The organism is Arthrobacter sulfonylureivorans, from assembly GCF_047607445.1.
GTDB classification, from domain to species: domain Bacteria; phylum Actinomycetota; class Actinomycetes; order Actinomycetales; family Micrococcaceae; genus Crystallibacter; species Crystallibacter sulfonylureivorans_A.
Map to the genome: position 1 here is coordinate 80,718 of NZ_JBLKRT010000001.1, position 20,951 is coordinate 101,668.

The 20,951-nt window shown below is 67.9% G+C and carries 17 protein-coding genes; 11 read left to right on the forward strand and 6 right to left on the reverse strand.

The window, feature by feature from the left end:
- Nucleotides 1-21: 21 nt before the first annotated feature.
- From ACMX2H_RS00365 to ACMX2H_RS00380, 4 genes are all read left to right on the forward strand, one after another.
- The gene (locus ACMX2H_RS00365; RefSeq protein WP_414958436.1) at nucleotides 22-1,245 is read left to right on the forward strand and encodes a cysteine desulfurase family protein; all 1,224 of its coding nucleotides are present in this window, start codon (nucleotides 22-24) and stop codon (nucleotides 1,243-1,245) included.
- 81 nt (nucleotides 1,246-1,326) lie between these two features.
- Entirely contained in the window at nucleotides 1,327-2,463 is a 1,137-nt protein-coding gene (gene mnmA / locus ACMX2H_RS00370) for a tRNA 2-thiouridine(34) synthase MnmA (protein WP_136784669.1), read from the forward strand.
- 73 nt (nucleotides 2,464-2,536) lie between these two features.
- Nucleotides 2,537-2,902: a chorismate mutase gene (locus tag ACMX2H_RS00375; protein ID WP_414958437.1), complete on the forward strand. Its 366-nt coding sequence runs from the start codon at nucleotides 2,537-2,539 to the stop codon at nucleotides 2,900-2,902.
- Entirely contained in the window at nucleotides 2,880-3,962 is a 1,083-nt protein-coding gene (locus ACMX2H_RS00380) for a uroporphyrinogen decarboxylase/cobalamine-independent methonine synthase family protein (protein WP_414958438.1), read from the forward strand. The genes ACMX2H_RS00375 and ACMX2H_RS00380 overlap by 23 nt, the downstream gene beginning before the upstream one ends.
- A gap of 106 nt (nucleotides 3,963-4,068) precedes the next feature.
- Here ACMX2H_RS00380 and ACMX2H_RS00385 read toward each other — a convergent pair whose 3' ends face one another.
- The 6 genes from ACMX2H_RS00385 to ACMX2H_RS00410 are packed head-to-tail and all read right to left on the reverse strand — an operon-like array spanning nucleotide 4,069 to nucleotide 10,734.
- A complete protein-coding gene (locus tag ACMX2H_RS00385) occupies nucleotides 4,069-4,710 on the reverse strand; it encodes a DUF4166 domain-containing protein (RefSeq protein ID WP_414958439.1) in 642 nt (213 codons plus the stop codon).
- Between the two features lie 59 nt (nucleotides 4,711-4,769).
- A complete protein-coding gene (locus ACMX2H_RS00390; RefSeq protein ID WP_414958440.1) occupies nucleotides 4,770-6,062 on the reverse strand; it encodes a DUF58 domain-containing protein in 1,293 nt (430 codons plus the stop codon).
- Nucleotides 6,063-6,069: 7 nt separating this feature from the next.
- Entirely contained in the window at nucleotides 6,070-7,089 is a 1,020-nt protein-coding gene (locus ACMX2H_RS00395) for an AAA family ATPase (protein ID WP_136784664.1), read from the reverse strand.
- Complete coding sequence (locus ACMX2H_RS00400) at nucleotides 7,086-8,351, reverse strand: DUF4350 domain-containing protein (RefSeq protein WP_414958441.1); 1,266 nt, start codon at nucleotides 8,349-8,351, stop codon at nucleotides 7,086-7,088. The genes ACMX2H_RS00395 and ACMX2H_RS00400 overlap by 4 nt, the downstream gene beginning before the upstream one ends.
- Nucleotides 8,348-9,028: a DUF4129 domain-containing protein gene (locus ACMX2H_RS00405; RefSeq protein WP_414958442.1), complete on the reverse strand. Its 681-nt coding sequence runs from the start codon at nucleotides 9,026-9,028 to the stop codon at nucleotides 8,348-8,350. Before ACMX2H_RS00405 ends, ACMX2H_RS00400 begins: the two co-directional genes overlap by 4 nt.
- Nucleotides 9,025-10,734 (reverse strand): glycerophosphoryl diester phosphodiesterase membrane domain-containing protein, encoded by a 1,710-nt coding sequence (locus ACMX2H_RS00410; RefSeq protein WP_414958443.1) that lies wholly within the window; start codon nucleotides 10,732-10,734, stop codon nucleotides 9,025-9,027. The genes ACMX2H_RS00405 and ACMX2H_RS00410 overlap by 4 nt, the downstream gene beginning before the upstream one ends.
- 192 nt (nucleotides 10,735-10,926) lie before the next feature.
- On the opposite strand from ACMX2H_RS00410, the gene mtrA reads away from it, so the two are divergent.
- From mtrA to secA, 7 genes are all read left to right on the forward strand, one after another.
- Nucleotides 10,927-11,604, forward strand: a complete 678-nt coding sequence (gene mtrA, locus ACMX2H_RS00415; RefSeq protein ID WP_127511342.1) for an MtrAB system response regulator MtrA — start codon at nucleotides 10,927-10,929, stop codon at nucleotides 11,602-11,604.
- On the forward strand, nucleotides 11,605-13,299 hold the full coding sequence (gene mtrB, locus ACMX2H_RS00420; protein WP_414958444.1) for an MtrAB system histidine kinase MtrB: 1,695 nt from the start codon (nucleotides 11,605-11,607) through the stop codon (nucleotides 13,297-13,299). It begins immediately after the preceding gene.
- Nucleotides 13,280-15,007, forward strand: coding sequence for an LpqB family beta-propeller domain-containing protein (locus tag ACMX2H_RS00425; RefSeq protein ID WP_414958445.1), 1,728 nt, complete (start codon nucleotides 13,280-13,282; stop codon nucleotides 15,005-15,007). Before mtrB ends, ACMX2H_RS00425 begins: the two co-directional genes overlap by 20 nt.
- Before the next feature lie 133 nt (nucleotides 15,008-15,140).
- Nucleotides 15,141-16,037, forward strand: a complete 897-nt coding sequence (locus ACMX2H_RS00430) for a ComF family protein (protein WP_414958446.1) — start codon at nucleotides 15,141-15,143, stop codon at nucleotides 16,035-16,037.
- Nucleotides 16,038-16,163: 126 nt separating this feature from the next.
- Nucleotides 16,164-16,886: a ribosome hibernation-promoting factor, HPF/YfiA family gene (gene hpf / locus ACMX2H_RS00435; protein ID WP_414958447.1), complete on the forward strand. Its 723-nt coding sequence runs from the start codon at nucleotides 16,164-16,166 to the stop codon at nucleotides 16,884-16,886.
- Between the two features lie 40 nt (nucleotides 16,887-16,926).
- The gene (locus ACMX2H_RS00440; protein ID WP_414958448.1) at nucleotides 16,927-18,183 is read left to right on the forward strand and encodes a winged helix-turn-helix domain-containing protein; all 1,257 of its coding nucleotides are present in this window, start codon (nucleotides 16,927-16,929) and stop codon (nucleotides 18,181-18,183) included.
- Nucleotides 18,184-18,222: 39 nt separating this feature from the next.
- Nucleotides 18,223-20,949, forward strand: coding sequence for a preprotein translocase subunit SecA (secA, locus tag ACMX2H_RS00445; protein WP_414958449.1), 2,727 nt, complete (start codon nucleotides 18,223-18,225; stop codon nucleotides 20,947-20,949).
- Nucleotides 20,950-20,951: the final 2 nt, after the last annotated feature.

Genomic DNA, 20,951 nt, shown 5'->3' on the forward strand with positions numbered 1-20,951 from the left:
CCGGGCATGTAAAATGTTGGCGTGCCCGTGTACCTTGACCACGCGGCGACCACGCCCATTCTGGCGCAGGCCCTGGCCGCACTCACCCATGAACTCAGCCGCAGCGGCAACCCCTCATCGCTGCACGGCTCCGGCCGCCGCGCCCGCAGGGTGGTCGAGGACGCCCGCGAGACCATCGCCGCCGCCACCGGAGCCCATCCGTCCGAAGTGATTTTCACCTCCGGCGGTACCGAGGCCGACAATCTGGCCGTCAAGGGGCTCTACTGGGCGCGGCACGACGCCGATCCCCGGCGCCGGCGGATTCTGTGTTCGCCGGTGGAGCACCATGCAGTGCTGGACACGGTGGAATGGCTGGAGAAGCACGAGGGGGCCGAGGCGGTCTGGCTGCCGGTCGATTCCAACGGCGTGGTCCCGGTGGAGGCCGTGCAGCGGGAGATCGAAGCGGACCCCGCAGCGGTGGCCTTGATTACCGTTATGTGGGCCAACAACGAGGTCGGCAGCGTCCAGCCGGTGGCGGAGATCGTTGCTGCCGCCCAGACACAGGGGATCCCGGTCCACTCCGACGCCGTCCAGGCCTTCGGGCACCTGCCGGTGGACTTCAAGGCATCAGGACTGGACACGATGGCGATCACCGGGCACAAGATCGGCGGCCCGGTGGGCGTGGGCGCGCTGCTGGTCCGCCGGGACGTGAAGCTGACCCCGGTGCAGCACGGCGGCGGACAGGAACGCGACATCAGGTCCGGCACCCTGGACACCCCGGCGATCGCCGCCTTCGCCGCCGCGGCGGAGACCGTCGTCGGACACTTGCCGGAAGAAGCCCGGCGGTTGGCGGGGCTGCGCGAAAAACTCATTGCCGGCGTCGTACAATCCGTGCCGGAGGCGGTCCTGCGAGGGACTCCGGACCCGGAACAGCAAGGCCGCCGGCTGCCGGGCAACGCGCACTTCACGTTTCCGGGCTGCGAGGGGGATTCGCTGCTGTTCCTGCTGGACCTGGCCGGCGTCGAGTCCTCCACCGGCTCGGCGTGCACCGCTGGAGTGCCGCGGCCCTCGCATGTGCTGCTGGCCATGGGGCTGAGCGAAGACGAGGCCCGTGGCGCACAACGCTTCACGCTCGGGCATACAACCACCGACTCCGACGTTGACGCTTTGGTGGCTGCGCTGCCGGAGGCGTACGCGCGTGCCAAAAAGGCCGGCATGGCCGGGCACGTCTCCAGCATCCAGACCGCCGGTACGCAGGCGGGCTGACCCGGCGCTGCGGCGCGGGCCGACGGCGCAAACGGCGTGCCGCGGCTGACACAGACAACACATCAGTAGGGAAACGAATTCATGAAGGTACTGGCAGCGATGAGCGGCGGCGTGGACTCCGCCGTGGCAGCGGCACGGGCGGTGGAGGCCGGCCACGACGTGGTGGGCGTGCATCTGGCCCTGAGCCGGATGCCCGGCACGCTCCGCACCGGCAGCCGCGGCTGCTGCACCATCGAGGATTCGCGGGACGCCTGGCGCGCCTGCGACATCCTCGGCATCCCGTACTACGTCTGGGACTTCTCCGAACGGTTCAAGGAAGACGTGGTGGATGATTTCATCGCCGAATACGCTGCCGGCCGGACGCCGAACCCCTGCATGCGCTGCAACGAGCGGATCAAGTTCGCCGCCCTGCTGGAGAAGGCGCTGGCGCTGGGCTTCGACGCCGTGTGCACCGGCCACTACGCCAAGGTCATCGAGGATGAGCACGGCAACCGCGAACTGCACCGCGCCGCCGACTGGGCCAAGGACCAGTCCTACGTGCTGGGCGTGCTGACCCACGAGCAGCTCAAGCATTCGATGTTCCCGCTGGCTGAAACGCCGTCCAAGGCCGAAGTGCGTGCCGAAGCTGCGCGGCGCGGGCTCTCCGTGGCGAACAAGCCGGACAGCCACGACATTTGCTTCATTTCCGACGGCGACACCCGGGGCTGGCTGGCCGAGAAGATCGAGATGGAGTCCGGATCCATCGTCGACCAGGACGGCCAGGTCGTCGGCGAACACGAGGGGGCGAACGCCTTCACCGTCGGCCAGCGCCGGGGACTGAAACTGGGCCGGCCGGCGCCGGACGGCAAGCCGCGGTTCGTGCTGGAGATCCGGCCCAAGGAGAACAAGGTGGTGGTGGGGCCGGAGGCCTTGCTGGCCGTGGACCAGATGCGCGGCATCAAGGTGTCCTGGGCCGGCCTGCCGCTGCCCGAGGTGGAAGCGCAGACAGCTTTCGACTGCATGGTGCAGGTCCGGGCCCACGGCGACCCGGTGGCCGCGCGGGCCCAGTCGGAGCTCGACGACGACGGCCGGCAGCAGCTGGTGGTCACGCTGATCGAACCGATGCGCGGTGTGGCTCCCGGCCAGACCATGGTCCTCTACCAGGGGACCCGGGTGCTGGGCCAGGCCACGATTGATTCGGCGCGTTCGCTGAGCTGGGACCCGGCCAAGGTTTCCTGACACTCGCTGCCCCGGGCTTCACACAGGAGTAACCGGTGCAAGGCCGGTGCGGGCCGAACCATAAACTGGGACCATGACCGAGCCCCACCTTGCCGATGACTTTGACCCGACCGCCAGCTCACTCTCCGACCAGGTGGCCCCCGAGGTGATGGCGGAGCTGCTGGCGGTGCGCGGCAGCATCGACAACATCGACGCAACCTTGGTGTATCTGTTGGCCGAGCGGTTCAAGGCGACGCAGCGGGTGGGCTACCTCAAGGCCAGGCACAAGCTGCCGCCGGCCGATCCCGACCGCGAAACCGCCCAGATCGCCCGCTTGCGGCGGCTCGCCGAGGAAGCGCACCTGGACCCTGCCTTCGCCGAGAAATTCCTGAACTTCATCATCTCCGAGGTCATCAGGCACCACCAGGCGATCTCCGATGAGCACAACGGCGGCAACTGACGTGACAGCCGGCTCCGATGCGGCCGCCGCCGAGGCGCGGCCCGGCCAGGTAAGCGCCACCGGACTGGGCAGCTGGCCCGGAACGGATCCGGCGGAGGCGGCCCGGATTATCCGCGGTGAACTGGGCGAGCCGAACCTGCCGCATCTGGTGGAGTTGCCGGACCGCGGTGCCGGGGCCGATCCGGTCGCGCGGACCGCCGGATTCCTGGCGGAACTCTTCATTGACCTGCAGCCGCACGGCTGGCGCCTGGTAAACCGCCCGGGCCAGGACCACCGCCGGGCTGTTTCCGCGTTACGCACCGACCTGAACGTGCTGGCCGATGTGGTTGGCGCCGAGGACAGGCCGGGCAACCACTTCAAAGTCCAGTTGCGCGGTCCGATGTCGCTGGCCGCCAACCTCTACCTTCACAACGGCGAACGTGCCCTGATCGACGCCGGCGCGCGGCGCGACCTTGCCCAATCGCTGGCGGCCGGCGCGGCGGGGCACCTTGCCCAGGTCAAGGCCTCGCTGCCGGCCGGCACGGAGCTGGTGGTCCAGCTGGACGAGCCGGACGTCGACGCCGTCCTGGCCGGCAGCATTCCCACCGCCAGCGGCTACCGGACCCTGCGTTCGGTAGCAGCGTCGGAAGTATTTTCCGCATGGGACTTGCTGGCGTCCGCCCTGCGCGACGCCGGTGCCATGGAAGTGGTGGCACAGATACCGGCCGCCGATTCCGCACTGGACGCGGTGGCAAGCAGCAGCCTGGACGGCTTTGCGATCCCGGCGGGCGGGCTGAATGCCCGGCAATGGGAAGCCATTGCCGCGGCGGTGGAAGCCGACCGGCGCATCTGGACGGGCCTGATCGACCCTGCGGCCGAAAGCATCCCGCAGGTGACGGCCCTGGTTGATTCAGTAGTGCGGCCCTGGCGGCAGCTGGGTTTGCCCTTGAAACGCCTGCCCCAGCTGAGGATCACGCCGTCCGACGGACTGGCAGGGACCGCCCCTGAGACAGCACGCTCGGTGGTGAAGCGGTTGACGCAGACGGCCGATGCACTGAACCAGGTTGTCGCGGAAGCGTGAGCATGCCGGCCGGGACCGTGTCCGGCGTGTCGCCCGGCCCTCGGCTGTGTTCGGGGGCGCAGGCGTGGACAGTGTCCGGCGTGTTCCGCGGGGCCGCAGACTTGGACTACACCGGTGCCGAATAGGTGAAGGCCCCGTCGTATTCGAGCACGGTCCCGAATTGCCGTTGAATGACCTTCGTGCGGATTCGGAAGCGCTGGTCAAATTCGTCCCACCATTGTTCGGTGAAGGCCGCCGCGTCGAACAAGAGCGGCAGCCGGACCGAGCGGCGGCCGGCGGCCAGGCGGCTGCGGCGCGAGACGATCCGCATTCTGCCCCCGCTACCGACCGAGCACGTCACGTCCGTCAGCAAACGGCCGCTCCGCCCCAGCGCACCGACCGCAGTGCCCAGGACATCGTCCCAACCCGTCCGGTCCTCCATGATCCGGGTCCGGTTTTCGAAGTGAAGCGTCCTGACCGCGGTGAGCTGCGGCTGGCCGCCCGGAGCCAGCGAGGCCCGATTCTCGATGGTGAAGGGCACCTGGTGCTGGTATTCGGGGAACAACGCGTTGTCGCTGCTGGCCAGGCCGAGGAATGGCCGCAGCACCGGGACCGGGCAGCCTGCCACGTCGAACGTTCCGGAACCGACGCCGCTGACTGTCGCACCGCCGTCGTTCCCCATAGCGGGCGACAGCGAGAAGTACTGCTGCAACTCGGGCTGGAGCAGCCGGAAGTCCGGTCCCAGCGCTAATTGGTAGACAGAGGCCATTGCCTCACCTCCGGAGCCAGATTCGTGGCGCGGCGTTTCATTGACGGATCCCATGGTGGCTAGAGCCTGCCGGCGGCTTTGAGCCGGATGTACATATCGGCCAGTTGGGGCGGCAGCTCGTGCGGGGGAGCGTCCACCACTTCGGCGCCGAGCTGGCGGATCTGGGCCGCAACGGCGGCCCGTTCCAGCATGGCCCGTTCCGCGGCTGCGGCCCGGAACGTGTCGTCCGCGGTGTCGCGGACGGTGCGCAGCCGGTCCACGTGCGGATCGTTGACCGAGGCGACCACCACGGTGTGCTTCGCGGTCAGCTGGGCCAGCACCGGCAGCAGCCCCTCTTCGGCCGCGCCGGAATCCAGTGCGGTGAGCAGCACCACCAGGGACCGGTGCGAGGACAGGGCATGGATCTCGGCAGGTATTTGCGACCAGTCCGCTTCGATCAGCTCCGGGTCCAGCGGGGCCATGGCGTTGACCAGCTGGTTGAGCAGATTGCCCTTGGCCGCGGAGGCGACTTTGGCGCGCGGTCGCCGGTCGAAGGCCAGGAAGTCCACCCGGTCGCCGCCGCGTTCGGCGAGCACCGCCAGCAGCAGGGACGCTTCGATCCCGGTGTCCAGCCGCGGCTCGTCTTCGATCCGGGCGGCTGAGGTGCGGGAGGTATCCAGCACGATCACCACGCGGCGGTCGCGTTCCGGCCGCCAGGTGCGCACGACGACGGCCTGCCGCCGGGCGGTGGCGCGCCAGTCGATGGAGCGCACGTCGTCGCCGCGCACATAGTCGCGGAGTGAGTCGAACTCCGTGCCTGCGCCGCGGATCTGCACCGCAACGCGTCCGTCCAATTCGCGCAACTTGCGCAGCTTGGACGGCAGATGCCGCTTGGAGTGGAAAGGCGGCAGCACCCGCAGCCGGCCCGGCAGGCTGATGGTGATCTGCCGGGCGGCCACGCCGAGCGGGCCGAGCGACCGGATGGCCCCATGGTGCGCCAGGAGGTCGCCGCGGCGCTGGGGCATCAACTGGACTTGCAGCAGCCGCCGTTCGCCCGGGGATATCCGCACCCGCTGGTCGGGATTCGCGGCACCGGCCGAGGGCTGCCAGCCGTCGCGCACCACGGCGCGCAGTTGGCGGCGGCCATGATTGGCCATCAAGAGCTGGGCCGTCACGGATTCGCCCAGCCGGACATTCGCCGGCAGCCGCCGCTGCAGCCCCACCCGGCGCGGAGAGACGGCCAGCGCCAGGTCCACGGCTACTGCAACTGCCAGGAGCAGGCACCACGTCAGCGCCGTGGCCGGTCGCGGAAAGAGCAGCAGCGGGAGAACGCCCGCCAGGGCCAGCAGGACGAAACGCCCGGTAATCGCCACGGCGTGCTCAGCGGGGGACCGGCACGGTGGCCAGGATGCTCTGCAGCACGTCGTCGGCCTGGACCCCGTCCATCTGCGCTTCCGGCCGCAGGCTGACCCGGTGCCGCAGCGCAGGCAGGGCCAGCGCCTTGACGTCGTCCGGAGTGACGAAGCCGCGCCCGTTCAGCCAGGCCCAGGCCCGGGAGGTGTTGAGCAGCGCGGTGGCGCCGCGGGGCGAGACGCCCAGCTGGAAGGACGGCGCCGACCGGGTGGCCCGGACCAGGTCCACGATGTAGCCGACAACCTCGGGCGCGATCGCCACCCTGGCCACGGCAGCCCTGGCCTGGACCAGGTCCTCGGCGGAGGCGACGGCCCGCACTCCGGCGCCCTGCAGGTCGCGCGGGTCAAAGCCCAGGCTGTGGCGGCGGATGATTTCGATTTCGGCGTCGCGGTCCGGGAGGTTCATGGTCAGCTTCAGCAGGAAGCGGTCCAGCTGGGCTTCCGGCAGCGGGTAGGTGCCCTCGTATTCCACCGGGTTCTGGGTGGCCGCCACGATGAACGGTTCGGGAAGCTTCCGCGACGTGCCGTCCACCGAGACCTGGCGCTCTTCCATGGCCTCCAGCAGCGAGGCCTGGGTCTTCGGCGGCGTGCGGTTAATCTCGTCCGCCAGCAGGATATTGGTGAACACCGGCCCCTCTCGGAAGCGGAATTCGGAGGTGTGGGTGTCGTAGATCATCGAGCCGGTCACGTCGCCCGGCATCAGGTCCGGGGTGAACTGGATCCGCTTGGTATCCAGACTCAGCGCGGCGGAGAGGGAACGGACCAGCAGCGTTTTCGCCACCCCGGGCACGCCTTCGAGCAGCACATGCCCGTGCGAGAGCAGCGCGATCAGCAGTCCGGTCACGGTGGAGTCCTGGCCCACCACGGCTTTGGCCACTTCGCCGCGCACATCATGCAGGGCCTGGCGCAGGCGGTCGTCGGGCGGTGTGGCCACGGCGGGGCCGCCGCCGTACTGGGCTGCCTGCCACTGTCCAGTCTGTTCGCTCATCGGTGCGTTACCTCTTTCTCTAGCTGCTGAAGTTCTTGGGCCCAGGCCACCAGCCGGGCTTCGGTCCCGGGCTCCTCGTGGCGCAGCAGGCGTTCCAGTTCCGCCCGTGTGCGGCCGCTGTTCCGGGCTACCGCATTCACGACGTCGGCGCTGCTGGCTCCCGCAGGCAGGCGCAGTTGGGCGGCCAGCCGGGTCATTGTGGCGGCGCGCAGGTTGTCCGCGGCGTGATTCACCGCCTTGGCGTTCTGGTAGAGCCGCGCGCGGCCCTCGATCGTCTCGGCCGAGCGGACCAAAACCGGCAGCGGCTCCGACACCAGCGGACCGAGCCGTCGGCCGCGCCAGAACATGGCAACCACGCCGACAGCCATCAGCCACAGGGATACCGGCAGCACCCACTCCGGCAGCAGGCTCATGGGGTTGACCGGTGCGTCGGCCACGGGCACGTCCTGCGGGCCCGCCCGGTACCAGACCAGCCGGTCCGTGGCGTCCAAAGTGTTCAGGGCCAGCGCCGCATTGCCTGCCTGGACGATGGCTTCGTTGCTGAGCACGTGGCCGGCCCCCAGCACAACGGTGGCACCGTCGTCGGAGAGCACGTAGGGCGCCGCGTCCCCGGCGGCCGTGTCGACGGCGAAGCACATGTCGCTGCCACCGCGGTAGGAGAATCCGCCCCGGGTGATCTCGCCGGCAGTGGTGGGGCCGGGCTGACGGCATTCGGCGGGCAAGTTTCCGCCGTCGGCAGGGATGACGCCTGCTGCCCGGACACCCGGGGCAAGCGCCCGCAGGGCCTCAAAACCGGGCTCCAGCAGCACAATCCGGCCAGCCTGTGCTTTCAGCGGTTCCAGTTGCTCCGCTGACAGGTAACTGTCCGGATCATGGATCAGCAGAGTGCCGCCGGCGGCGTGGAGTTGGTCGCGCGTTTCCTGCAGAGAGCCGGTGGCGACAACCTGGACGCCTTGCTGGCGGAGTACCTCGGCCACGGCCTTGGCGCCGTTGGGTGCGGCGTTCCCGGGGGAGAGGTCGGCGCGGTCGGCCGCCGGGCCGCGGAGCAACTCCAGTGCGACGACGCCGCAGAGCAGCACCAGCAGGACGAGCCAGAAGCTCCACCGGCGGAGCCGGTTACGGAGCGTGGACCACACGCTGCCGCCGTCGCCCACCGTTTCCGGCCGGTCCGCTGATTCGTGGTCCGCTGCTCCGGCGGCTGGGCTTCCGGGCCGACCGGCGGGAACCGCTGCCGGTGCCGCCGTTGTTCCGGTCGGCGTCATCGCGGAACCGCCAGCGGCGGAAGGCTGGCGTCGCCGGCCGAAACCGGCGACGCTGCAGCCAAGGAATCATCCAGGCCTGCCAGCCGCTCGACATCGTCGCGGGACGCAGGCACCTTGCCGTAGCGCACCGAGTCGAAACGGTTGGCCGCGGCCCGCAGCCGGCCCGCCTCGGCACTGAACGCAGCAGCGATCCCGGCGGCAGCCTCGTCGGCGGTCCGGCCGGGCTGCGGATCCAGCACCACGCGCTCTTCCATCGAGCGCACCAGCGCGCGGAACCGCTCGGTGAGCGCGGTGTCCCAATCGCCTCGGGCGGCCGCCTCGCGGGAATTCCTGCGATGTTCGTCGGCGGTGAGGGGGGCGGCGGCGTCGAAAATTTCCGCTGCTGCCCGACGGCGGGCGTTGCGCCGTGGCTTGACCACCCACACGGCCGCGCCGATCAGCAACAGGGCGGCGAGCACCAGGATCAGGGTGCCGAGGTTCGGGCTGAAGCCGTTCAGCTGCGAGATCACCTCGGCGAACCAGTCGAGGATGCCCTGCAGCACCGATTCCAAGACACCGGGGCGGGCGTCCTGGTATTCCTCCTTGGCCAGTTCGCGGACCAGCAGTTCGCGTGCTTCCTCCGGGCCCGGATTGACCAGCGCGGCCGCGAACGCGAATGCCGCCGGAACCGCAGTCACGGCGCCCACGGCCCGGACCGCCCCGGGACCGCGGAGCCGTGCGCTGATCCGGTGCCCAGTCCCGGGATGCTGCGGGTGTCCTGGCCGCCGGAGGCTTCGTGCTCGCGCAGCAGCACCACGTCGAAGCCCTCGCGGCGGATCCGCAGGTCGATGTAGACCAGGGCGATCACTGCGGCTTGGAAGGCGTAGCCGATCGCCGAGAAGATCGACGAGAGCAGCATCGATACCAGCGTCAGCGGGCCCATGGTGGCCAGCATGCTCTCGGCCGACGTCGGATCGCCCATCAGCGGGCCGGCCAGCCCAATGATGAACGAAATCGGCATGCTGACCACGGAGGTGATCACGGTGACGATGATGGTGCACAGCAGGATGATGCCGAAGGTCCGCCACCAGCTGCGGTTGGTCAGCTGCCACGACCGGGCGAGCGCGCGGAAGAGCGGTGCCCGTTCCATGATGATGACTGCGGGGGCCAGCATCAGTTTGATGCCGATCCAGATGGACACCGCCGTCAGGCCGAGAATGATCAGCACGATGATCCAGACCGAGGAAACGCCCAGCTGGTCGGCCAGGAAGAACGAGCCGGCGATAATTACCACCAGCGCGACGGCTGTCAGGGCCAGATACAGCAGGCCCAGCACGGCCAAGGCTCCGATCCGGCCCTTGGCGAGCGCGAACATCAGGCGGAAGCCGGTTTTCTGGTTGACCGCGGCCCTGGCCGTGGGGATGGCAAGCACGCCTTGCAGGACCAGGACCCCGACGCTGGACAACAGGCCCAGGACCAGGGAGGAGATGATGATGGAGAGGCCGAAAGCCACCGCGGATTCGTCGGTGAGTTCCTCGTTGGCCATGACCTGCAGGCCGCCGAAGGCCGAAATGATCAGTCCGCCGACCAGCCAGGCCAGCGCGCTGACCACTACTTGGAGCAGCACCGCCGTGCCGAAGACGGCCCCGGCGTTCTTGCGGGCAGCTTGGAAAGCGCCGTCAAGGATCTCGCCCACGCCGAGCGGACGCAGCGGGATGACACCCGGTTTCGGCGGAGCCACGTAGCCGCGGTACGGGCCGGGGCCGGCCGGAACGGGCCAGCCGCCGCCTTGCTGCCCCTGCCACGGCCCGGGCTGCTGTCCCCACGCCTGGCCGGGTGCGGGCTGCCCCCACTGCTGGCCGGCTTGCCCGGACGGCTGGCCGGGCGCCGGGTGACCCCACGCCTGGCCGGGCGCGGACTGACCGGGCGCGGACTGACCGGATGTCTGGCCGGGCTGGCCCCACGGCTCCCCGGCTTGCCCGGGCTGCCCCCACTGCTGCTGCTGGTTCCAGCCGGCCTGGGCGGGCGGCGGCTGATGGCCCGGCTGCGCCCATGTCGGCTGCTGCGGCGCCGGTCCCGGTTGTCCCCACACCGGTTGCTGTCCCCAAGCGGGCTGCTGTCTCCACGTCGGCTGACCGGGCGTGGCTGGCGCTGCCGGCTGGCTCCAGGGCTGCTGCGCGGCCGCATCCGGCTGGGCGGGCTGCTGCAGGCCTGCGTCGTTGCCCTGCCAGCCCGATTCGGAGCGCCCGGTGCCGTTGCCGGCTCCATGGGACCCGGTGCCGTTGGACTCAGTGCCTTGAGGCTCAGTGCCATCAGGGCCAGCGCCATTGGGCCCGGCGCCGCCGGAGCCCTGCCGTTGCGGATTCCTGCTGTCATGCCCGGCGTCGTTGGCCCCGTGGCTCATCGCGTTCCGTCTTTCTGGTCTCGTGTGGCCGACTGCGGGACGCCGTCGGCGAAGTGTTAGCCTCTCATCAGCCTATAGTTTCGGTCCGCGAGTTCCTAGAATCCCGGGGCCGGGCCGGCCGTGGGTCGCTTTTCGTGCGCCCGGTGCGCCGTTGCGGCAGGATCTCAGTGAAATAGGGGACAATTAGGAGATATGAAGGCACGCATTCTGGTCGTAGACGACGACGAGGCCCTGGCCGAGATGATCGGCATCGTGCTGCGCAACGACGGTTTTGATCCGGTGTTCTGCGCGGACGGTTCCCAGGCCCTTGAGGTTTTTCGCAGCAGCAAGCCCGATCTGGTGCTGCTCGACCTGATGCTGCCGGGTTTGGATGGGATCGAGGTCTGCCGGCAGGTCCGCGGCGAATCGGATGTCCCGATTGTCATGCTGACGGCCAAGGCGGACACCTCGGACGTGGTCCGCGGGCTGGAATCAGGCGCCGACGATTACGTGCCCAAGCCGTTCAAGCCGGCCGAACTCGTCGCCCGCGTGCGGGCGCGGCTGCGCCCGGGAGACCAGCGGGCCCCGGAGACACTGCGGATTGCCGACGTCGTCATCGATGTTGCCGGCCACGTGGTGCACCGCGGGGACGAGAGAATTTCGCTGACCCCGCTCGAATTCGACCTGTTGGTGGCACTCGCCCGGAAACCGTGGCAGGTGTTCACCCGTGAATTGCTGCTGGAGCAGGTCTGGGGCTACCGCCACGCCGCAGACACCCGGCTGGTCAACGTGCATGTCCAGCGGCTTCGCTCCAAGATCGAGCGCGATCCGGAAGCCCCCGAAGTGGTGCTCACGGTGCGCGGCGTCGGATACAAGGCCGGCCAAGGGTAAGTGGAGCCGGTTCTCAACCGGTGGAAAGCCAAGCTGAAGGCGGCAGCTGAGGCCGCTTGGCATGCCACGTTGCAGGGCCGCGATTTCCTGAATCGGAAATGGCGGCGCTCGCTGCAGTTCCGAACGGTCACCGCGGCCGTCCTGCTCACCGCCTTCGCGTTCTTGGGTGTGGGCGCGTTCCTCTCCAGCCAGATCGCCTCCGGGCTCTACCAGGAGCGGGTGAACCAGGCCGAGGCGGAGTCGAGGCGCGGCCTGTCCCAGGTCAAGACCATCTTCGAGAGTTCGTCCGCCAGCGACCGTGCCACGGTGGCCAGCATGGTGGGGGATACGCTGAAGCTGCTGGAGGGCACCGGCGCGGAAGCCCCGCGCTACTACCTGCTGACACCGCTGCCCGGCGGGCAGAACCTCTACGTGTTCAGCCAGTCCAACACCTCCATCACCGCCAACATCATCCCGGAGGGGCTGGCAAATGAGGTCGCCACCGGCAGCGGCCAGTACCGCCAAGCCCTGGCGTTGCCGGTCGGTGACAGCGACGTGCCGGCCATCGGCTTCGGCACCCAGGTGCAGCTGCCGCCGGGCAACGCCTACGCGTTGTACCTGGTCTATGACCTCTCCTCCGTGCAGCAGACGCTGGACTTTATCCACCGGGTGCTCTGGATTGGCGGCGCACTGCTGCTGCTGCTGGTCGGCGGCATCGTTTGGCTGCTGACCCGGGCGGTGGTGCACCCGGTCAGCCAGGCAGCCATCGTGTCGGAGAAACTGGCCGCCGGTCAGCTGCAGGAGCGGCTGGAAGTCCGGGGCGAGGATGAGCTGGCCCGGCTGGGGGCCTCCTTCAACCACATGGCCGGCAGCCTGCAGGAGCAGATTACGCAGCTGGCCACGCTGTCCGAGATGCAGCAGCGGTTCGTCTCCGATGTCTCGCATGAACTGCGCACTCCGCTGACCACGGTCCGGATGGCCGCCGAGGTACTGTACGAATCGCGCGAGGACTTCGATCCGATCAACGCCCGGTCCACCGAACTGCTGTACAACCAGGTGGAGCGGTTCCAGGCGCTGCTGGCCGACCTGCTGGAAATCTCGCGGTTCGACGCCGGCGCCGCGGCGCTCGACGCCGAGCCGACCGATGTGGTGGAAATTGCCCGCACCGCGCTGGACGCCGCCCAGCCGCTGGCGGACAACTGCGGTTCCGAACTGCGCCTGATCGCGCTGGAACCGCGCTGCATTGCGGACATGGACCGCCGCCGGATCGAACGCATCCTGCGGAACCTGATCGTTAACGCCCTGGAACATGGAGAGGGCAACCCGGTGGAGCTCACCGTCGGAGCTACCGAGGACGCGGTGGCCGTCGCGGTCCGGGACTACGGCATCGGCATGACGCCGATGGAAGCGTCCAGGGTCTTCGACCGCTTCTGGCGCGCCGATCCCGCCCGGGCGCGGACCACCGGCGGCAGCGGCCTGGGACTGTCGATCTCCACCGAGGACGCGCGGCTGCACGGCGGCTGGCTCCAGGCCTGGGGTGAGCCCGGCAACGGTGCCTGCTTCCGGCTGACCTTGCCGCGGCACAGCGGCGGCACGCTGACCCATTCGCCGCTGCCGTTGCCGCCGGCCGGCGCCAACGGCCTGCACGGGCACCTGGCGGCGGAGAACGTACTTCTTGAACAGCAGGAGGAAAACGGTGTTCCGGACCCCAGCTGACCCCGCCCGCATCAGCCGGCTGCGCACCGTCGTCGTTATGGTCTTGGCCATGCTGGCGCTGGCCTCCTGCTCCTCGATTCCGATGTCGGGGCCGGTGGCGACGGTCCAAGCCGACTCCGGCGAGAGCCAGGGGACCGGATACACCTTCAACCCGCCGGGGCCGACGCCCGGGGACGACCCCAAGGAGATCGTCGAAGGGTTCATCCAGGCGGGCACGGCGCCCCAGGACGACTACCGGATTGCGCGGGAATTCCTGGCCCCCGATCTGGCCGGCGAATGGCAACCGGTGCAACGGACGCTGGTGTACCGAAACGTCGTGAAGACTGTCGGTTCGCCGTCCGAAACCGAGTTCGTCCTCCAAGTGGAAGTCGACACCTCCATCAACGAATCGGGCGTGCGGACGGTGGCAGAGGAGGGCGCCACCGAATCGCTGCCGGTGGAATTGACGGAGGTGGACGGCGAATGGCGGATCTCCAGCATTCCGGACGGAACCATGGTCTCCACCGTCGACTTCCGCACGTTGTTCTCCCCCTACAACCTGTACTTCTACGACCCCACCTACACCTACGCCGTCCCGGATGTGCGCTGGTTCGCCAACCGGCAGGGAATTACTGCGGCGATCGTGGCGGCCATGTTGGAGGGGCCGGCACCCTATCTGGCCGGCGCGGTGATCAGCGCCTTCCCGGAGGGGTCCCAGCTGGTGCGCCGTGCCGTGCCCATCGAATCAGGTGCTGCCAGTGTTGACCTCTCCGCCGAAGTCCTGACCGGCACCACGTTCCTGCGCCGCCAGCAGATGCAGCAGCAGCTGGAACTGACGCTCGGCGAGCTCAATACGGTCTCCACCGTGCGGATGACCGTGGACCAGCGGGACGTGGATCTGGGCACGGGGCCGGATCCCGAGTTCCAAGCCGCGGTGACGGACCCGGCCGTCGGCAATGTACAGATCGGGATCCTGAATGAGGAACTGGTCTTCTACGAGGGGTCGCGGCCGGTCGAGCCCGAGGGCCTGCCCTCGGTCGACCAGCTGAGCCCCCGCGAACCGGCGATGTCGCTGGATCAGGAGCGCTTCGCGTTCTTGACCGCCGAGCACAACCGGATGTTTGTGATCGGCGAGGACCGCAAGGCGGTGCAGGCGGCTTCAGGGAGGGAACTGACCGGCCCCAGCGTCGATCCCTTCGGTTGGGCCTGGACGGCCGCCGGCGATGCCAGCGGGAAAGTATTTGCGGTCTCCGTGGAGGAGCCGGACAAAGTGGTCGCCGTAGGTGCACAGTGGCTGAACGAGCGGACGGTGACTGAGCTGCAGATCTCCCGCGAAGGCTCCAGGGCTTTGATCATCGCCCGTGAAGGCGAGAGCGCTGCCGTCTACATCGCAGGTGTGGTCCGGGACCGGGACGGGCGGCCGCGCGGCATCACCACCCCCAAGCGGCTGAAGGCGTCGGTCCCGGTCGACACCGGCGTCTGGGCAGATGAGGATACCGTCATCGTCCTGAAGTCCTCGGTGGAAGAGGCAGTAACCGCGGAAATTCTGCATCTGGACGGCAGCAGCCTGAGGACCGCGCCACTGCAGGGCATGGTGGAGATCAGCGCGGGCAACGGCGACCAGGACGTCTACGCCCAAACGAACGAGATGCTCTACATCCGGGTGGGCAACAGCTGGGCCCCGCAGCGCAATTCGCCGCTGGTCATCGATCCGTCCTTCCCCGGGTAAGCCGCTCCTTCCTTCCCCGGGTAAGCCGCTCCTGCACAGGCCGCGCCGGCCACAGTCTTGTCCACATCCGCTGCGTACCGGTGGCCGGAAGGAACCGGCGCGGCAAGGCTTGGTGCATGGCAGGACAACGGCGGTGATAACGACGACGGAAGTGGGCAGCAGGTTGGACCGGCTGTACTTCAGCCGGACCGTCCAGGCACTGCGGATCTGGTCCGGGCAGTTTGGACGGCTGCTGCTGCCGACAGACTGCGTGGCGTGCGGCGCGCCGGACCAAGTGCTGTGCGCAGGCTGCAGGAGGAGACTGCGCCGCGCCACGGTGCGCCCCGTGGCGGCCGAGGAGACGGCCGAATCGCTGCCGCTGGACGGGGCCGGCCAGCCTCTGCCGGTGACGGCCGGGGGACCCTACCGGCGCGAATTATCGCGGGCGATCCTGGCCTTCAAGAACCATGGCCGGACCGAGCTGGCCCAGGTGCTGGCCGTGGTCTTGGCGGCCGCCCTGGACGCGGCCGCCGAGCGTGCCGGACGGCCAGCCGCCGCGGTGCTGGTGCAGGTGCCCGCACGCGGAACGTCCCGCCGTCGCCGCGGCTATGATCCGCTGCAGCTGCTGCTCACCCGGATGGAACGCCAGGACCTGCTGCCAGCCGGACTCCAGTTGCTGCCGGCCGTACGCCCGGTGGCAAGCGGGAAACGCCTGATGCGGTGGCGGACTTCGGCCGGGCAGAAGTCGCTGGGCCGGACCGCCCGGCAGCGGAACGTGGCCGGCAGCATGGCCGTGCCGCCTCGTTACATCCCGCTGATCGCCGACCGTGGCTGCCTTCTGGTGGACGACGTGCTCACCACCGGGGCAACCATGGCCGAGCTGGCCAGAGCGCTCCGTGCCGCCGGCGGAGTCCCCTTGGGAGGAGCGGTGCTGGCAGCAGCCTCGGCGCCGGCTGGACACCCCGACGCGCCTTCCCCTCAAGCGCCGGGCCGTTCGGGTGACCGGGAGAATCCGCAGGAAAATGTTGGAGATAAATCGTCTAAAGGGTGAATAAAAGGCATCCGTGATCTAACGTGAGGTATGGGCTCCCGTAAGGGAGGGTTCCCGTCTTCAGCGGCTGAAAGGAGTTTCTCTTTCGGTCGCTGTTGTGTCATCTAGGCAACTATGGAGGGCACCATGGAATTCAACATCAACGGCCGCAACCTGTCTGTTTCCGATAGGTTCCGCGAGTACGCTGAGGAGAAGATCTCCAAGATCGAGCAACTGGGCGACAAGGTCCAACGGCTTGATGCCAAAGTCACCAAAGAAGCCAATGCCCGCAATGCCGAGAGCTCGATGACGGTTGAGCTCACCGTGCTCGGTCGAGGCACCGTGGTCCGCGCCGAGGCCAAGGCAGCGGACAAGTTCGCGGCTTTTGACATCGCCTACAACAAGCTTCTGGAGCGCCTGCGCCGCGCCCGGGACCGCCGGAAGGTCCATCACGGTCGCCACACTCCGACCGCCGTCCACCAGGCCACCGCCACGCTGGAACCAGCCAGTACAAACGTGCCGCTGCACGAAATGATGGCCTCCGCGGCCGCCCGCCAGGAACCGGCCGAGGAACGGACCGGCTACGAGATCGAAAACGACGTCCCTGCCGGAGACTCCCCGGTGCTGATTCGCCGCAAAGTCTTCCCGGCTGCGGCAATGACCCTCGACGATGCCGTCGACAATATGGAACTGGTGGGACACGACTTCTACCTGTTCATTGACAAGGAGACCAGCGCGCCCAGCGTGGTGTACCGCCGCCGCGGCTGGACCTACGGCGTGATTACCCTCGATGCCGATTGCAGCGCCGAAGAAGCCAAGGCGCGCGAAGAGTTGCTGGCCTACCGCTCCCGTGAGGGCGCCACCGCCTGAGTGCCGCAGTGGCTGCCTTATGGATGCCTAATATGAAGGCATGACAGCCCGCATCAGTCCGGCCCAAGCCCGCCGCATTGCGCTGGCAGCCCAGGGATTGGCCAAGGAACGGCCCACCGGCCTTGTTACCGCAAGGACGGTGGGCCGGACCTTTGACCGCATCCGGCTGCTGCAGATCGATTCGGTGAATGTGCTGGTGCGCTCCCACTACCTGCCATTCTTCTCCCGGCTCGGCGGCTACGACGTCGAGATCGTGCACCGGTTGGCCGGGAAGGCGCCGCGCCGGATGATGGAGTACTGGGCCCACGAAGCCAGTTACATCAAGCCGGAGGATTTTGCCGATCTGCTCCAATGGCAGCGGCGCCACTGGGTGGGCGCTGCCGGCATGGATCCGGAACTTGTCCAGGATTTGACCGCTCGGATCCTGGACGTGCTGGCCTCGTCGCGCGGCCTGACCGCGCGGGCGGTGGCAGACCGGATCGGCCATGAAGAGACCCGGTCCACCACCGACTGGGGCTGGAACTGGAACGCGGTCAAGCGGGTTCTGGAGGCGCTGTTCGAACAGGGACTGGTCAGTGCTGCCGCCCGGACACCGCAATTCGAACGGCTCTACACCCTGACTGAGAAAGTGCTGCCGGCACCGTACGAGGCCACGCACCGGCCTGATCCGGAGGAAGCGATGCTGCGGTTGATGGACGCCGCGGCCCGCGCCCACGGCATTGGGACGGTCAAGTGTTTTGCCGACTATTACCGGGTCCCGGCACGCGCCGCGGCCGGCGCGGTGCGGGCGCTGGAGGCCGATGGCACGTTGGAACGCGTACAGGTGGATGGGTGGAAGGCAGATGTCTACCTGCACGGAGATGCCGCGCGGCCGCGCCGGGTCTCCGGCCGGGCGCTGCTGAGCCCCTTCGATTCAATGGTTTTTGAACGTCAGCGGGTCGAACAACTGTTTGACTTCCGCTACCGGATCGAAATCTATACTCCGGCGGAGAAGCGGACTTACGGCTACTACGTTTTGCCGTTCCTGCTGGGGGACCGGTTGTGCGCCCGGGTGGATTTGAAGGCAGACCGGTCCACCGGCCGGCTGGTGGTCAGGTCTGCGCATTCCGAAGAGGACGCTCCGGCCGAAACGGCTGCGGAGTTGGCAGCCGAGCTAGCAGCGATGGCCGGGTGGCTGAAGCTGGACAGCGTGGCGGTTGAGGACCGCGGGGATCTGGCTGCCGGGCTGGGCCGGGAAGTGGCGAGACGGGCTCGGGGGAACCAAAACAGTGCGCGGCACGTCTCTCACGTAGACTGAACAAGCCAGAATTCTGCGCGACTGACTGGGAGCAATGTAGTGCCAACGATTCTCGAGCGTGTGCTTCGTACCGGCGACAAGAAGACGCTGAAGAGGCTGCGCGGTTACGCCGATGCGATCAACGTGCTGGAAGAGGACTTCAAGTCCCTCACAGACGCCGAGTTGCGCGGGGAAACCGACACGCTGAAACAGCGCTACCAAGACGGGGAGCTGCTGGATGACCTGCTCCCTGAAGCATTCGCAGCGGTCCGCGAAGCCGCCAGCCGTACCCTCGGGCTGCGCCACTTCGACGTCCAGCTCATGGGCGGGGCTGCCTTGCACCTGGGCAACATCGCGGAGATGAAGACCGGTGAAGGCAAGACGCTGGTGGCTACCGCACCGGCCTACCTGAACGCGCTCACCGGCAAGGGCGTTCACGTCGTGACGGTCAACGACTATCTGGCCGAGTACCAGTCCGACCTGATGGGCCGCGTCTACCGCTTCCTCGGCCTGACCAGCGGCTGCATCCTGGCGAACCAGAACCCGGCCACCCGGCGCGAACAGTATGCCGCGGACATCACCTACGGCACGAACAACGAGTTCGGCTTCGACTACCTGCGCGACAACATGGCCTGGAGCCGCGACGAACTGGTGCAGCGCGGACACCACTTCGCGATCGTGGACGAGGTTGACTCGATCCTGATCGACGAGGCTCGCACCCCGTTGATCATTTCCGGCCAGGCCTCCGGCGACGTCAACCGCTGGTACACGGAATTCGCCCGCGTGGTAATGCGGCTGAAGGACACCGAAGACTACGAAGTCGACGAGAAGAAGCGCACGGTTGGCGTGCTCGAGTCCGGCATCGAAAAAGTCGAGGACTACCTCGGCATCGACAACCTCTACGAGTCGGCCAACACACCGCTGATCGGGTTCCTGAACAACGCCATCAAGGCCAAGGAACTGTTCAAGCGGGACAAGGACTACGTGGTGCTCAAGGGCGAGGTGCTCATCGTCGATGAGCACACCGGCCGCATTCTGGCCGGCCGCCGCTACAACGAAGGCATGCACCAGGCGATCGAGGCCAAAGAAGGCGTTGAGATCAAGGCCGAGAACCAGACCTTGGCCACTGTGACGCTGCAGAACTACTTCCGCCTCTACGGGAAGCTGTCCGGCATGACCGGTACGGCCGAAACGGAAGCCGCTGAGTTCATGAGCACGTACAAGCTGGGCGTGGTGCCGATCCCGACCAACAAGCCGATGGCCCGCATCGACCAGTCGGATCTGATCTACAAGAACGAGATCGCCAAGTTTGACGCGGTGGTGAAGGACATCGCCTCGCGCCATGAGAAGGGCCAGCCGGTCCTGGTCGGCACCACCAGCGTGGAGAAGAGCGAGTACCTGTCCAAGCAGTTGGCCAAGCAGGGCATCCGCCACGAAGTGCTCAACGCGAAGAACCACGCGCGTGAAGCGGCGATCGTCGCACAGGCCGGCCGCAAGGGTGCGGTCACGGTGGCCACCAACATGGCCGGCCGCGGCACCGACATCATGCTCGGCGGCAACGCCGAGTTCAACGCCGTCGCCGAACTGGAACGCCGCGGCCTGGACCCGGCGGAGAATCCGGAGGAGTACGAGGCCGCGTGGCCCGCGGTGCTGGAATCGACGCAGAAGGCAGTGCAGGCCGAGCACGACGAGGTCAGGGCGCTGGGCGGACTCTACGTGCTGGGTACGGAACGGCATGAGTCGCGCCGCATCGACAACCAGCTCCGCGGCCGTTCGGGCCGACAGGGCGATCCCGGCGAATCGCGCTTCTACCTTTCCCTGACCGACGACCTGATGCGGCTGTTCAACGCCGGTGCCGCCGAGCGGATCATGAACTCCTCGCGGATGCCCGACGACGTGGCGCTGGAGTCCAAAATGGTCTCCAAGGCCATCCAGAACGCCCAGGCCCAGGTCGAGGGCCGCAACGCCGAGCAGCGCAAGAACGTGCTGAAGTACGACGACGTGCTCAACCGGCAGCGCGAGGCCATCTACAACGACCGGCGGCGCATCCTGGAGGGTGACGACCTGCACGAGAAGGTCTCCTTCTTCCTCGAAGACGTGGTGACCGCGATGGTCAACGAAGCCACCCAGGAAGGCCACGGCGACGACTGGGACTATGAGCAGCTGTGGACCAACCTCAAGCAGCTCTACCCGATTGAACTGACGATCGACGAAGTGCTGGAGGAAGCAGGCGGCCGGTCCAAGGTCACGGCGGATTTCCTGCGCGCAGAAATTGTCTCCGACGCCAAGGTCTCCTACGCTCAGCGCGAGCAGACCCTCGGATCGGAGACCATGCGCGAGTTGGAACGGCGCGTCGTGCTGTCGGTGATCGGCCGGAAGTGGCAGGAACATCTCTACGAGATGGACTACCTCAAGGAAGGCATCGGCCTGCGCGCCATGGCGCAGCGCGATCCGCTGGTTGAATACCAGCGCGAAGGATTCGTCATGTTCCAGACCATGATGGAGTCCATCCGGGAAGAGAGCATCGGCTACCTCTTCAACCTTGAGGTCCAGGTCCAGCAGCCCGCCGAGGTCTCCGCACCGGGAGTGGCTGACGCCCGGGCGGCAGCGGGTCCGCAGATCACGGCGGCAGGTTTGGAAGCGCCGCAGCGTCCTGCCTCGCTGCAGTTCACGGCACCGACTGCATCCGGAGAGGCCGAGACCCGGGTTGAGCGCCAGAACTCAGCCAAGACCGCCGATTCCGCCAAGGACAAGCGGCCTGCGAAGAGCGGCAAACGGCGGAAGTAGCA

Bases quoted from the DNA above. Each gene is read 5' to 3' on its own strand.
- mnmA (WP_136784669.1), top strand. From the start codon at position 1,327: ATGAAGGTACTGGCAGCGATGAGCGGCGGCGTGGACTCCGCCGTGGCA.
- ACMX2H_RS00375 (WP_414958437.1), top strand. From the start codon at position 2,537: ATGACCGAGCCCCACCTTGCCGATGACTTTGACCCGACCGCCAGCTCA.
- ACMX2H_RS00380 (WP_414958438.1), top strand. From the start codon at position 2,880: ATGAGCACAACGGCGGCAACTGACGTGACAGCCGGCTCCGATGCGGCC.
- ACMX2H_RS00385 (WP_414958439.1), bottom strand. From the start codon at position 4,710: ATGGCCTCTGTCTACCAATTAGCGCTGGGACCGGACTTCCGGCTGCTC.
- ACMX2H_RS00395 (WP_136784664.1), bottom strand. From the start codon at position 7,089: ATGAGCGAACAGACTGGACAGTGGCAGGCAGCCCAGTACGGCGGCGGC.
- ACMX2H_RS00400 (WP_414958441.1), bottom strand. From the start codon at position 8,351: ATGACGCCGACCGGAACAACGGCGGCACCGGCAGCGGTTCCCGCCGGT.
- ACMX2H_RS00410 (WP_414958443.1), bottom strand. From the start codon at position 10,734: ATGAGCCACGGGGCCAACGACGCCGGGCATGACAGCAGGAATCCGCAA.
- mtrA (WP_127511342.1), top strand. From the start codon at position 10,927: ATGAAGGCACGCATTCTGGTCGTAGACGACGACGAGGCCCTGGCCGAG.
- hpf (WP_414958447.1), top strand. From the start codon at position 16,164: ATGGAATTCAACATCAACGGCCGCAACCTGTCTGTTTCCGATAGGTTC.
- ACMX2H_RS00440 (WP_414958448.1), top strand. From the start codon at position 16,927: ATGACAGCCCGCATCAGTCCGGCCCAAGCCCGCCGCATTGCGCTGGCA.